This is a genomic window from Psychrobacter maritimus, from assembly GCF_904846345.1.
In the GTDB taxonomy this organism is placed as follows: domain Bacteria; phylum Pseudomonadota; class Gammaproteobacteria; order Pseudomonadales; family Moraxellaceae; genus Psychrobacter; species Psychrobacter maritimus.
The window spans coordinates 175,615-189,656 of sequence record NZ_CAJHAJ010000006.1; the positions used below are offsets into that span (position 1 = coordinate 175,615).

The following is a 14,042-nucleotide window of genomic DNA, read 5'->3' on the forward strand; positions in this document are numbered from 1 at the left end:
GGTAATGACAGTGATTGTACCGCGCATGAGCAAACTTTGGTTAAAAGCATAATAATCTTACGAAAAGCTGCCTGATATGGCGGCGATTTTGCTAGACTAGCGCTTACGGATAAATTGATTATAAGGTGAAAGACCCTATGTTAGCAAAGCGTATCATTCCTTGTTTGGATGTTGATAATGGCCGTGTGGTCAAAGGCGTGCAGTTTGTCGATATCAAAGACGCCGGCGACCCCGTTGAAGTCGCCAAACGCTATAACGAACAAGGCGCTGATGAGATTACTTTTTTAGACATTACGGCGACCAATGATGAGCGCGATACCACCTATCATACCGTTGAGCGTATGGCAGAAACCGTGTTTGTCCCACTAACGGTCGGCGGCGGTGTGCGTAAAATCGCTGATATTCGTAACTTGCTCAATGCGGGCGCGGATAAAGTAGCGATTAATTCTGCTGCGGTATTTACCCCTGAATTTGTTGGGGAAGCGGCGCAGAAATTTGGCAATCAATGTATCGTTGTGGCTATCGATGCCAAACGCGTTGCAGATATCACGGTTGATGGTGTTATTGTGCCGCGTTGGGAAATCTTTACCCACGGTGGTCGTAAGCCAACCGGTATCGATGCCGTCGCTTGGGCCATCAAAATGGCGGAGCTTGGCGCTGGTGAATTATTGGTCACCTCAATGGATGGTGACGGCACCAAAAAAGGCTATGATTTGGCACTTATGAAGCAGATTACCAGCCGCGTTAATGTACCGGTTATTGCTTCAGGTGGCGTTGGCAATTTAGAACATTTAGCAGAAGGCGTATTAGAAGGCGGCGTTGATGCGGTACTTGCGGCCAGTATTTTCCACTTTGGTGAATATACGGTGCAAGAAGCCAAAGAATATATGGCAGCACAAGGCATAGCAATGCGCTTATAACGCCTTTGTAAAATACAAATGCAACGGTAAAAAATGTTATCATAGCGCTAACTACTTCTTATCATTTGATTTTCGTTCATTTAATGGCTTATTTAACGGATAATTAACCGGTTAGATAAACGATTTGAACCCAGCGTTATATTTAGACTCCTATATTTTATTAAAAGCCCATTCAGCAAAGGATATTTTTATGTCGAATTTACAACAGCAGCGCAATGATGTGACCCATATCGATGGTAATTTACATCAAAATCAAGATGCGCGTATCGGTATCGTCGTTGGTCGTTTTAACGGTTTTGTCGTTGAATCATTGGTAGATGGTGCAATCGATGCGCTACTACGTCATGGCGTTTTGGGTAGCAATATTACCGTGATTCGCGTACCGGGCGCCTTTGAGTTGCCATTGGTTGCCCAGCGCGCGGCTGAATCTGACCGCTTTGACGCTATCATTGCGTTAGGCGCGATTATCCGTGGTAGCACGCCGCATTTTGACTTTGTCGCCAGCGAATCTGCCAAAGGTTTAAGCAGTGTCGCTATCGACTATAATATCCCTGTTGCCAATGGCGTATTGACCACTGACAGCATCGAGCAAGCGATTGAGCGCTCTGGCACCAAAGCCGGTAATAAAGGCTCAGAAGCTGCGATGGTGGTGTTAGAGATGATTGCGGTATTATCACAATTAGATATTGATGATGACTATGATAGTAGCGACAATGCTTAGATAGACAATGCTTAGATAATAGTGACGATGCTTAAGGGTGACGCTTAATTAAACCGTCATTTTATAGAGTGTTTTTGCTTATTTAAGCAGCTTAATGGGCACTGTGGTTTTTATAAGCTATTGTTTGTTATAAATAGCCACAGTGTCACTGCTACAAAGAACAATGCTACACAAAATAATACTACAAAGAACAGTGCTTTAAAAAACATTGTAAACGGCGCTAACAAGCGCCGCTGCAACACTCGACTGTCATAGCTGTCAGCCGATTACTATTTAACATATCTTATGCTATTGCTTATCCCATAGTTGCTTATCACATATTTGTTTAAAACCTAGGTACAAACCCCTTATGACTGACCAACTCAAGCGCGCTATTAGCGCTGCGCAAACCGCACAACTCACTGATGGACAAGCTGAAGCGACGCGTATCGCAAGCAGTAGTGCGGGCGATCAAACCTTCGATATGAGTGAAACCACTTATAAGACCAGCCACACCGCGGTGCGCAAGGCTCGTCGCTTTGCCATGCAAGGTCTATACGAATGGCTCGTTACTGACCGCCGTTTTGATATCGATGGCAAGCTTGGCTGGAAAGCCAATGCCCCGCATGATATCGCTGCCCGTACCCGTGCGACCAATGCCATGCATACCGTACATATCGGCTATTACCATGAAATGATGCGCGATATTCCAGAGCAAATTGACGCCCTTGATGCGCTAATCAGTCAGCATCTTGATCGTGAAATCGATAAGCTTGATACCGTCGAGCACGCCATTTTATTAATTGGTGCTTATGAGCTACAAAACCGCTTAGAGATTCCGTATAAAGTCGTGCTGGATGAGGCGATGAAGCTGAATAATCACTTTGGCGCTACGGACGCGCATAAATTGATTAATGCTGTCCTTGATAAAATGGCGGTTGAATTGCGTGTGCTTGAAGTAGACGCAGATAGCAAAGTCAATCTACGCACGTCACAAAAAGCGGCGACTCAATCTAAGACTAAGCAGTCTGAAGCTCAATCTGCGAATGTTGAAGAAGCTAGTGAAAGCACTGCTGAATCTGATCTCGACAGCACGTTAACTGGCTCAAACAAACCACGTATCAGCGCCAATAATGCCAGTGTTAAACGCAATAGCGCCAGTAAAGCATTAGCAAATATCATTGATTATAAGATAAGTAAGCAAAACGAAGCGGCAAAAGATGTCGTTGTTGCCGATCCTATCGTTAATGAAAATCCTGTCGCAGAAAGCACGTCGGCTGATAATGTCAGTGTCGAGGGCAGCAATGCAGATAGTAGCGCAGATGGCAATGACGCCAGCAATGAGAACAATAGCGCCGCCGATATTGCCCTACACGACTCTAATATCGTTAGTGCTGACTCAGAAGAAGCCTCAGATAGCAGCTCGTTAGATAATGCTGAGTTAGACGATACTGAGCTAGATAATACTACGTCAGACAACTTAGATAACATTGCGTCAGATGATACTGATGCAAAAAGTAAAGACTAGTCATGAATGAGTTTGAGCTGATTGAGCGTATATTTTCCCAAATGCAAGCTGCACCGCCATCGTCCAGCAATGTCGATAAAGGCAATGTTGATAAAGGCATTGGTGATGATGCCGCGGTCATGAGCTTGCCTGCAGGCGCGCGCTTGGTCAGCTGTATTGATACGCTCGTTCAAGGTCGTCACTTTAGCGCTGATTGGGAGCAAGTGAATAAGCTCGCCTTTGCCATCGGTTATAAAGCTATCGCAGTCAACGTCTCCGATATTGCCGCGATGGGCGCAACCCCGCATAGTATTTTATTGGCATTAGCCTTACCTGAGCGTTTGGTGAATGAGCCATGGCTGACTGAGTTTGCCAAAGGTTTATTTCACGCTTGCCAGCTATTTGGTGTGACGCTTATTGGCGGTGATACCACGCGCAGTGATAGCTTGATACTGAGTGTCAGCGCGCAAGGATTACTTGATGTAAACACACCAGCTGTGTACCGCTCAGGCGCGCAAGTCGGCGATAAAATCTATGTCTCAGGCACGCTTGGCGATGCCGCTTATGCTTTACAGCACCCTGACAATGCTCAGGGCGTAGAGCTTGCCCATCGATTGCATATGCCAACGCCGCGTGTTCAACTAGGTTCAACACTAGCCAAGCTTGGTGCAACTTCAATGATAGATATCTCTGACGGTCTGTATCAAGACCTTGGTCATATCTGCCAGCAAAGTAACGTTGGTATGCGCATTCATCTTGAGCAGCTACCTACCAGTCAAGCGTTGGCAAGCAGCGAGTTAACTGAACGCTTATTATGTCAGCTGGCGGGCGGTGATGATTATGAGCTGGCTTTTACCTTGCCTGCCCATATCGAGCCACCGATTGATAATAGTAGCAACACGCCTGTTACCTGTATCGGTGAAGTAATAGCTGTAAACGACACAGATGCTGCTAAGAATGTACGACCAGAGATTTTTTATCAAGGACAGCCAGTCACACCGGCTCATCCTGCCCCCTTTTCTACTTGGCCCAATCTGACGGGTTATCAACATTTTGCAGGTTAGCCCATGATTGATCACAACCTATCTAAGCCTGATATCCGTAAAGCCAATGATTGCCCGCCGCTACCCGCCAATGCGAGTCTGCCTGACCGTTTGGTTTATTGGCTTGGTATTGGCTTAGGAAGTGGTCTGCCGCGCCGTGCACCCGGCACTTGGGGCACGGTTGGCGGTTTAATCGTTGCGATACCGCTTATGAGCTTAGGGTTCGTGCCGTTTTTGATTATTACCATTTTAGCTTGCTTGCTTGGTAATTCTATATGCGGTCGTACCTCAGAGCTGATGGGCGGTCATGATAACCCTCACATTGTTTGGGATGAATGGGCCGGTATGTGGCTCACCCTGCTGCCGCTGTCTTATATGGGTATCGCTGACGGTAATTTTTGGCAAAATATCGCTCAACCCTCTTCTATTGTTGCCATTATTATTGCCTTTATATTATTCCGCTTTTTTGACATTATTAAGCCACCACCGATTGGCTGGGCAGATAAAAAAGTCGCAGGCGGTCTAGGTATTATGCTCGATGATATTATCGCTGGCATCATGGCGGCAGCCGTTTGGGTGATTATTTATACCACTATTCTTCAATTAGCCAATTAGCCACGCTGTTAAATCTTATTTTCTTTGATAATCCATCGTTGTTTATGGCTCATGGTCTTTTTTGACTTGCCCGCTTTTTTAATGCTGCATTTTTGACGCTAGCCAATTGCTAAGGACTTTATAAGCCAATCACAAGCAATCGAGGTTACAAAGATGTCACGACATAGCATTTTGGTTAAATGACGATTTACGCTATAATCCACTCTTATATTTTGTTACATTTGTAGGCTATTATGACATCTCCTCTTTCGGTAATTATCCTCGCGGCGGGCAAAGGCACGCGTATGCAGTCGGCCAAGCCAAAAGTGCTGCAGACACTGGCTGGCAAGTCGTTACTGGGTCATGTCCTTGATACTTGTCATCAATTAACCGTTGATGACACCATCATCGTTCATGGTTTTGGTGGCGAGCAAGTCCAAGCAGATATTAATGAGCAATATGCGCATCTGCCTATTACTTGGGTTGCCCAAACTGAGCAGTTAGGAACAGGACATGCGGTAAAAGTGACGCTGTCTGATTTGCCAAAAGAAGGGCAAAGTCTAATTCTTTATGGTGATGTGCCATTGGTCAGCTGCCAGACGTTAACGGCATTAAAATCTGCCAATACTGACGGTATGTCGATGTTGACGCTGACAGTAGACAATCCTTTTGGCCTCGGTCGTATCAAACGTGATAAAGACGGCAATATCGCAGCCATCGTCGAGCAAAAAGATGCCAGCGCCGATGAGCAAAAAATTCAAGAGATTAATAGCGGTATTTACTGCGTTGATAACGCGTTATTGCATAAATATCTGCCAAAGCTGTCTAATGACAATGCGCAGCAAGAATACTATCTGACGGATATCGTTAAAATGGCGGTCGCTGAAGGCATTAATATCGTTGCGATTGAGCCTGAGCATACCTTTGAGATTGAAGGCGTCAATAACCGCCAACAGCTTGCCAGCTTAGAACGCACATGGCAGGGCAAACTGGTTGCAGACCTGCAAGAAGCCGGTGTGCAATTTGCTGACCCGAGTCGCGTTGATATTCGTGGCACCTTAACTGCCGGTCAAGATGTGTTTGTTGATGTTGGGGTGGTGTTTGAGGGCGACTGCGTCTTAGGCGATAACGTTTATATCGAAGCAGGCTGCGTGATTAAAAACGCCCGTATTGGTAACGCCTGTCATATCAAACCTTACTGCGTGATTGATCGCGCTGAGATTGGTGCTGGCGTTGATATTGGTCCTTTTGCCCATCTGCGTCCTGAAACGGTATTGGCTGACAATAGTAAAGTTGGTAATTTCGTCGAAATTAAGAAATCTACGATTGGTCATGGCAGCAAGGTTAATCACTTAAGCTACGTTGGTGATGCAACGGTCGGCACCGACGTCAATATCGGCGCGGGTGTCATTACCTGTAATTACGACGGCGTAAATAAATCACAAACCATTATCGAAGATAATGCGTTTATCGGCTCTAATGCCAGTTTGGTTGCGCCCGTAACCATTGGTGATACAGCTACGGTTGCCGCAGGCTCCGTGATTACTAAAAATGTCGATAGTAAAGCATTAGCCTTTGGTCGCGCACGCCAAACCCAGAAAGATGACTTTCAGCGTCCGACTAAAAAATCAAAATAGTAATGGTCAGTCAAAAGCACGTTGAAAACTGTTCATTTAAACACTATTTAATTTAGACACCATTTAATTTAAATAATAATAAGCAGCATGACAATCTTTGTGATGCTGCTTCCTTATATTTATAGCGTCAGGATTGTTAGCGCAAAAGCCGCGCACTGACCTAATATAAAGTTCTATTATTTGATAACTGAATATAATCGTAAAACATCTAAGCATTGAACAATCAAAACATGAAACATCGAATTTAAGGAATAGTTATGTGTGGAATCGTTGGAGCAGTAGCTGAGCGTAATATCGCCAATATCTTACTTGAGGGTCTTAAGCGCCTAGAATACCGTGGTTATGATTCCGCTGGTTTGGTTGTCATTCGTAATGGTGAGCTCCATCGCGAGCGTCAAGTGGGTAAAGTGCAAGAGCTGGTCGATGCTGTCGCAGTCAATCCTGAATTTTTCGATGGTCATATTGGTATTGCGCATACACGTTGGGCAACGCATGGCGAACCTGCTCAGCGTAACGCCCACCCGCACGTATCAGGTAAAATCGCTGTCGTCCACAACGGTATCGTTGAAAACTATGCCGAGCTAAAAGAAGAGCTGATTGCTAAAGGCTACGAGTTTACCTCGCAAACGGATACCGAAGTTGTCGCCCATTTAATCAATGACATCTACAAAACAACGCCTGATTTATTAGAAGCGGTGCGCGCCGTTATTCCTTTATTACATGGCGCTTTTGCCCTTGGTATTGTACATATCGACTGCCCAGAAGAGCTGATTACCGTCCGTCTAGGCTCGCCTTTGGTCATCGGTGTGGGTATCGGCGAGAACTTTATCGCCTCTGACCAATTAGCCCTATTACCGGTCACCAATCGCTTTATGTATCTAGAAGAAGGCGATATCGCCAAATTGACGCGTAGTAGCATTCAGGTTTACGCCGATGGTGTCGAAGTAAAGCGTGAGATACATGAAATTGATGCCGCGCAGCATAATGCCGATAAAGGTGAGTTTAAGCATTATATGCTCAAAGAAATCTACGAGCAGCCAGATGCTGTCAGAAGAACCGTGGAGATGGCAGTTGATAACGGTACAACCTCTAAATTACGCGATGATTTTTTACAGCGTCATGAAGCGCAATTAAAAGGTATTAAACACGTCCAAGTCATCGCTTGTGGTACCAGTTATCACTCAGGTTTGGTGGCAAAATATTGGTTTGAGAGCCTGATTCGTGTGCCGTGTTCGGTTGAGGTTGCTAGTGAATTCCGCTACCGCAATCCGGTTGTCGTCGATAACACACTAGTTATTTGTATTTCGCAATCTGGTGAAACGGCGGATACCTTATCGGCGCTACGTGATATTCAAAAGCATACACCAACAGGGCTAGTTAGCTTAGCCTTATGTAATGTACCGACATCGTCTTTGGTACGTGAGACGGATATCTTTTTACCAACGCTTGCAGGCCCCGAGATTGGCGTTGCTTCTACCAAAGCCTTTACCACTCAGCTTGCCGCTTTGATGTTACTCGTCTTAAAAGTGGGTGTCGTACAAGAGCGTATGACTGGCGAAAACCTAACGACCTTACTTGGTCAATTGCAACAATTACCCGGTCAACTACATGCCAGCTTGAACCTTGATGCACCTATCAAAGTCATGAGTGAGCATTTTGAATATAAGAAAAGCTGCTTGTTCTTAGGTCGTGGTTTACAGTTCCCTATTGCCTTAGAAGGGGCGCTAAAGCTAAAAGAAATCTCGTATATTCACGCCGAAGGCTATGCAGCAGGCGAGCTGAAACATGGCCCATTGGCATTGGTTGATAAAGACATGCCTATCGTGGTGTTGGCACCCAAAGACAGTATGTTTGATAAGCTAAAAGCCAACATGCAAGAGGTACACGCGCGCCACGGTGAGCTGTTTGTATTTGCCAGTGAAGAAAGCAAGATGGTTGCAGAAGATAGAATGCACGTGGTTTATGTGCCTGATGTGTGCGAGACGCTTGCCCCTATCGTCTATAGCGTGCCGGTGCAGCTGTTGTCTTATCATGTGGCGGTGATGCGCGGTACAGATGTCGATCAACCTCGCAACCTTGCAAAATCAGTAACAGTCGAATAATGTTTGCTAATTAACTAATATCTGTTGTGAGCGAGTAATAAAGTATCATACTGAGTAATAAAGATTCATACTGAGTAATAAAGTATCCTCCTATTGACTCAACTATTAGCCCTTGCTGCTGTTTAACACCGCAGTGAGGGCTTTTTTTATGCTCAAACTAATCCTTTATAAAGGAAATAACATCCCACCACGGTCAACAATACCGCAAAGCATTTCTTTAAAAGCTCTGGTGATAGTATATGAGCAACTTTCGCGCCTAGCTTCGCAGTGAAAAAGCTCATGATGCTAATGCCTAAAAAGGCATAAATGTGGACAAAGCCAACGGTATTGGGCACATCAACTTGTTGCTGCATGCCAAAAATCATAAAGCCTAATGCACCAGCAACGGCAATGGGCAAGCCACACGCTGCTGACGTGCCAACGGCTTTTTGCATGACCACACCGTAACGCGTTAAATAAGGTACGGTTAAGCTACCGCCGCCAATACCAAAAATGGCAGAAGCGATACCGATCACCCCGCCTGCTGCTAGCTGCTTAGGTTTTGAAGGCAGTTCTGTATTAGAGCCAGCGACATCATTAGCATGACTAACGACTTGTTTTTTGCCACCGAAAAACATCTTATAAGCGACCCACAGCAAAAACACCCCGACGATAAGCTGAAGATACAGCCCAGATATCTGTCCTGCAATGCCTGCCCCTAAAAAACAGCCAATCGCTAAGCCGGGTGCTAGGTTTTTAAAGACCGGCCACATGACGGCGCCCTTTTTATTATGCGCCATGAGCGAGCTGATAGAGGTGACAATGATGGTCGCCAGCGACGTACCTAACGCCAAATGCATGATACTGTCAGGACTGTAATCCATTTGGGTAAAGACGATAAATAACAGTGGTACGATAATCGTGCCACCGCCCACACCAAAAAGCCCCGCAGCAAATCCTGCTAGAGCGCCTATTATTAAGAAAATGATTAATTCCACAGGATAGCTACTTCTCGGTTAAATGATAGTTTTATAGTCGATGCTAAATAACATGGATACATTATCTGACAAGGTGAAACTGGTACAAATTTTTCTAGCTTGCTGTGCCTACGCCGACAGAGGCTACAAAAAATTCATTCCAGTTTCACTGTATCGGCTTGATATTGAGCTGACTATAGTTAAATGACCATTAGATAATCAATGTCAGGAAGTCAGCTTAAATGATTTCTACCTGACCTACTTGATGGTAAGCGCGGTTGAAATACACCAAACTTTCATCAGCACTTTTTTGTTGATAGCCTTGTTTGATGGCGACAACTCGGCACATAAAGACACTATGCGTGCCAACTTGCTGAATGTCCTCAATCTCACAGTCAAAACTGACCAATGCATCTGCTAAAATAGGCGCACCTGTAGCTAATGTCGTCCAAGCACCGTGCCCAAAGCGCTCTTCTGAGCATAATTTAGAAGCAAAAGCATTGGATATAGGTTCATGCTGTGCGCCCAACACATTAACACTCAAGGTTTTATTTTCAAGAAAATGAGCATGTGAGCGAGCCGTTTGATTCATACAGACCAGCAAGGTTGGCGGTGTATCGGTAACGCTACATACCGCCGAGGCAGTAAACCCATGAGCACCTGAACTGCCTTTGGTGGTGACTACATTGACGGCAGTCGTCAACAAAGACATGGCATCTCTAAAGTCGGTTGCTTCAATCACATCTTTACTCATTGCTGCAATCCTAAATGTTAAATCGGTATGTACATTGATAACTGAGGTCACTCATGAGTTTAAACAAGCTTTTATAGGCGGAGTTAAAAACCTAACCTACAAAAGCTAAATCTTGCATAAGCTGAGTTAATAAACTCTAAGCCGTCAGTTCTTGACGCACGATTGCAGCGCCTGCACTTAACGCCTTTAGTTTGCCTTGTGCCACTTGGCGCGACAACGGTGCCATGCCGCAGTTGGTCGAAGGATAAAGCTTATCCGCATCAACAAATTGCAGCGCTTTGCGTAGTGTATCCGCAACCTCTTCAGGGGTTTCAATGTTATTAGTTGCAACGTCAATGGCACCAATCATCACTTTTTTACCGCGAATGAGTTCTATCAAATCCATCGGTACATGTGAGTTTTGACACTCTAACGAGACAATATCGATATTCGACTGCTGCAATTTAGGAAAAGCTTGCTCATATTGACGCCACTCTGAACCCAGTGTCTTTTTCCAATCGGTATTGGCTTTGATGCCGTAGCCGTAGCAAATATGCACCGCCGTCTCACACTTTAAACCTTCAATGGCACGCTCTAAAGTAGCGATGCCCCAGTTGTTGACGTCGTCGAAGAACACGTTAAACGCAGGTTCATCGAATTGGATGATATCTACACCCGCCGCTTCTAATTCTCTCGCTTCTTGATTTAAGATTTTAGCAAATTCCCAAGCCAATTTTTCACGGCTTTTATAATGACCATCATATAAGGTATCAATCATGGTCATCGGACCGGGCAGCGCCCATTTAATTGGCTGATCGGTTTGCTGACGTAAAAACTTCGCATCTTCAACAAATACAGGCTTTTGACGACTTACTGCGCCAACCACTGACGGCACACTGGCCTCATAACGATTACGAATTTTAACGGTTTTACGATTCTCAAAATCGACGCCATCAAGATGTTCAATAAAGGTGGTGACGAAATGCTGACGCGTCTGCTCGCCATCACTGACAATATCAATCCCTGCATGTCGCTGTTCTTGCAATGTTAAACGTAGCGCATCTTGTTTGGCTTCAAGCAGTTGCTCGCCTTCTAATGCCCAAGGTGACCAAATTTTTTCAGGTTCGGCAAGCCAAGAAGGTTTTGGTAAGCTGCCCGCAGTTGATGTTGGTAACAATTTTTGTGTCGGTAATAATATTGTCATGGGATTCATCTTCTTATTCATTCGTATTTTATAGGTCAGTTAATTAGATGTCGCTCAGTTAAGCAGCCTGTTTTTTGACAGCTTTTTCTTTAACCGATTCTTTTTGAGCAGTATGAGTTGCAACATCATAGTTTGCTGCCCATTCCTCAAGAATGTCTTGGTAGGGCTTAATAAATTGCGCTTCTGTGAACTTACCTTGTGTCACCGCCATTTGACTGCGTTCTGCGCGGTCATAGACAATTTGCGTCAGTGAATAATCTTGGTAGTTTAAACTCGGCTGATAGACTTGACCTGCGCTCGAGTTGGCATTGTAAATTTCAGGGCGATAGATTTTCTGGAAAGTCTCCATGGTACTGATCGCACTGATTAGCTCAAAATCGCTGTAATCCGTCAGCAAGTCACCGGCAAAATAAAATGCCAAAGGCGCGGCGCTATCTGTCGGCATAAAGTAACGTACGGTTAAGCCCATTTTGGAAAAATACTCATCGGTCAATGACCCTTTGTTCAAAGAGCAGCCGTCTTGTTTGTACTCAACCCCTAATACTGGATGCTGATTGGTCGTACGCTGATAGGTCTTACTAGTAGACACACTGAGGCAAATGACCGGTTTTTTAGTAAAGTTGGCTTGGTAAGCCTCTGAATTCAATAAATATTGAAACAATTTGCCATGTAAATCGCCAAAATCTTCTGGCGGTTGCGATGCAGGATGTTTATCGAAATGCTCTGGCAGGACGACACTAAAGTCATAATCGCGCACGTAAGAGGAGAAACTGTTGCCAATCATACCGTCAATACGGCTGTTGTCTTTATGGTCAACAATCGTTGTTTTGAGCGTTTCGATGACAGGAAATGCATCACCATTACCTGCGACATCCATATCGACAGAAATGATATCAACCTCGACAGAATAACGGTCTGCGGTCGGGTTATCCCAATGCGCCAAGGCGTTAAAACGATTGTTAATCATGGTTAGTGTTTTGCGTAAATTCTCTTGGCGATGCTCACCGCGCGCCAAATTTGCAAAGTTAGTCGTCAGACGCGTGCTGTCGGCAGGATGATAGTTTTCATCAAAACGAATGCGCTTAATTGAACAGGTGAATTCTGTACTCATGATAATCCGCTACCCTAATCTATTCTCATTGTCGAGATAAAACCAAATTTGTGTATGAGATGAATCATACCCGAACCAAATCATGAATAAAAATGATACTATTTAAATTAAGGATGAGTAAAATTCATGTTGGTAAGATTAGGTTAGGAGAAAAGGATTAGAAAGTGGGGGTTTTGAAGGGTTATTTGATGGGAATGTCATGTTGATAAAAAACTTTAAATTAATGTCTAACATCCACCACAAGCCTTGTTTGGGCAAGATGATCAAGATATTGATCTATGATTTGGGTATTTTCTCTATCCAAATGTGCATCCCATTCATCAAGCATGACAATCGTACTTTGGTCGTCTTCTCTAATTTCTTGAATTTGTTTGATGAGTTGCTGTCCTGTTGAACCCTTATGGGCTTTATCTGTTTTGTAATTGAAATACAAATTATGCTTGGCAGGTAAATAGTAAGCCTGCTCTTGGTAGTGCTCTTTAAGCTTAAGCAACATACAAGATTTGCCAACGCCATTATTACCAACCAACGTTACTCTACCTTGCTTGGGTAATTGTGTTAAATCAAAAATATCCCCTGTTTGCTGCACACGTATTTGGTCTGCTTGAATGTAGTTATCTAAATTGACAGCGGTAGGTTGTAAGACCTCTAAAATACCATCTAGCATCGTTTTGATAACACCAATACTGGTATGGTAACCAATCAAGGCATAGCACATTTGCAATAGCTGAATTTGTCTTGGCAGCGTGGCAATTAGTACCGCCATCGTCGCAGCATCGTGCCAATTTTTATTAAAAATAAAGGCCGTGACTACAAAGACAGGCAGCATAAGTATGATCATGCCTAAGCTTGAATTGATGTGCTGGATTGAGGTGGATTTAACGCTATTATTCTTTGCTATAGCAAAGCTTTTTTGAACAATATTATTATAGAGCGTGTAATTATGCTTATTAAAAATAACGACGTTATCCCAACTGTCAAAAAGTTTGGTGGTTAAACTCAGCCGTGATTGCTGGTCTGTTTTGGCAGCCATTTTTAGGGTGTGCCGTCTGAAATGCACAAATATGGAGGCAGAAATAATACCTACTGCATAACCAAGCAGTAACGTACCATCTAAAAACCAAGCAATGACCAACACGTTAAATAAGACATTGAGTACCAAAGCTGAAATATCAAAAATACTATCAATGACTGTCTCAAGAGTATAGTTGCTCTCTTGGGCGAGTGTTGTCGTTGCCGTACTCTGTAACTCGTCGCTGGATAACAAATGTGTCTTGCCTAAAAAGACAGTATGAAAATTATCATTGTACAGTTTATGAGCGTCGTACTTAGCGCGCTCCCTATTGATGACACAAAAATATGCAGGCAAATAAACTGCTACTAAAGAGACGGCAAATAGCACCATATACAAAATTGAAATAGTGTCCTCAGTTAAGCTTTGTGCAAGGCGAGCAATAAAGTACGTTGATGAAGCAACAATAATTTGCTGAATCAGCAAAAACAGTAATGCTATACGCAAGTGCTTGTTTGAGATA

Annotated in this window: 12 protein-coding genes; 7 read left to right on the plus strand and 5 right to left on the minus strand. The window is 44.1% G+C overall.

From position 1 onward, the window contains the following. The first annotated feature begins 137 nt into the window (after window positions 1–137). The 7 genes from hisF to glmS all read left to right on the plus strand — a co-directional run bounded on the left by hisF (window position 138) and on the right by glmS (window position 8,503). Entirely contained in the window at window positions 138–920 is a 783-nt protein-coding gene (gene hisF / locus JMX50_RS09860) for an imidazole glycerol phosphate synthase subunit HisF (protein WP_201563983.1), read from the plus strand. Between the two features lie 190 nt (window positions 921–1,110). Further along, window positions 1,111–1,641, plus strand: a complete 531-nt coding sequence (ribE, locus tag JMX50_RS09865) for a 6,7-dimethyl-8-ribityllumazine synthase (RefSeq protein ID WP_201629396.1) — start codon at window positions 1,111–1,113, stop codon at window positions 1,639–1,641. Between the two features lie 349 nt (window positions 1,642–1,990). Next, window positions 1,991–3,148, plus strand: coding sequence for a transcription antitermination factor NusB (gene nusB, locus JMX50_RS09870; protein ID WP_201629397.1), 1,158 nt, complete (start codon window positions 1,991–1,993; stop codon window positions 3,146–3,148). A gap of 2 nt (window positions 3,149–3,150) precedes the next feature. Further along, a complete protein-coding gene (thiL, locus tag JMX50_RS09875) occupies window positions 3,151–4,191 on the plus strand; it encodes a thiamine-phosphate kinase (protein WP_201629398.1) in 1,041 nt (346 codons plus the stop codon). Between the two features lie 3 nt (window positions 4,192–4,194). Beyond that, on the plus strand, window positions 4,195–4,785 hold the full coding sequence (locus JMX50_RS09880) for a phosphatidylglycerophosphatase A (protein WP_201629399.1): 591 nt from the start codon (window positions 4,195–4,197) through the stop codon (window positions 4,783–4,785). A 233-nt stretch (window positions 4,786–5,018) separates the two neighbouring features. Continuing rightward, window positions 5,019–6,401: a bifunctional UDP-N-acetylglucosamine diphosphorylase/glucosamine-1-phosphate N-acetyltransferase GlmU gene (glmU, locus tag JMX50_RS09885; protein ID WP_201629400.1), complete on the plus strand. Its 1,383-nt coding sequence runs from the start codon at window positions 5,019–5,021 to the stop codon at window positions 6,399–6,401. Window positions 6,402–6,658: 257 nt separating this feature from the next. Beyond that, window positions 6,659–8,503 carry a glutamine--fructose-6-phosphate transaminase (isomerizing) gene (gene glmS, locus JMX50_RS09890; RefSeq protein WP_201629401.1) on the plus strand — a complete coding sequence of 615 codons (1,845 nt, stop codon included), beginning with the start codon at window positions 6,659–6,661 and terminating at the stop codon, window positions 8,501–8,503. A gap of 152 nt (window positions 8,504–8,655) precedes the next feature. Here glmS and JMX50_RS09895 read toward each other — a convergent pair whose 3' ends face one another. From JMX50_RS09895 to JMX50_RS09915, 5 genes are all read right to left on the minus strand, one after another. Next, on the minus strand, window positions 8,656–9,480 hold the full coding sequence (locus JMX50_RS09895) for a sulfite exporter TauE/SafE family protein (protein WP_201629402.1): 825 nt from the start codon (window positions 9,478–9,480) through the stop codon (window positions 8,656–8,658). Window positions 9,481–9,697: 217 nt separating this feature from the next. Continuing rightward, window positions 9,698–10,201, minus strand: coding sequence for a flavin reductase (locus JMX50_RS09900; protein WP_201629422.1), 504 nt, complete (start codon window positions 10,199–10,201; stop codon window positions 9,698–9,700). A 148-nt stretch (window positions 10,202–10,349) separates the two neighbouring features. Continuing rightward, entirely contained in the window at window positions 10,350–11,396 is a 1,047-nt protein-coding gene (locus tag JMX50_RS09905; RefSeq protein WP_201629403.1) for a methionine synthase, read from the minus strand. Between the two features lie 58 nt (window positions 11,397–11,454). Then, complete coding sequence (locus JMX50_RS09910) at window positions 11,455–12,507, minus strand: DUF1852 domain-containing protein (RefSeq protein ID WP_201629404.1); 1,053 nt, start codon at window positions 12,505–12,507, stop codon at window positions 11,455–11,457. A 220-nt stretch (window positions 12,508–12,727) separates the two neighbouring features. Next, window positions 12,728–13,774 carry an ATP-binding protein gene (locus tag JMX50_RS09915; RefSeq protein ID WP_227671011.1) on the minus strand — a complete coding sequence of 349 codons (1,047 nt, stop codon included), beginning with the start codon at window positions 13,772–13,774 and terminating at the stop codon, window positions 12,728–12,730. Window positions 13,775–14,042 lie beyond the last annotated feature (268 nt).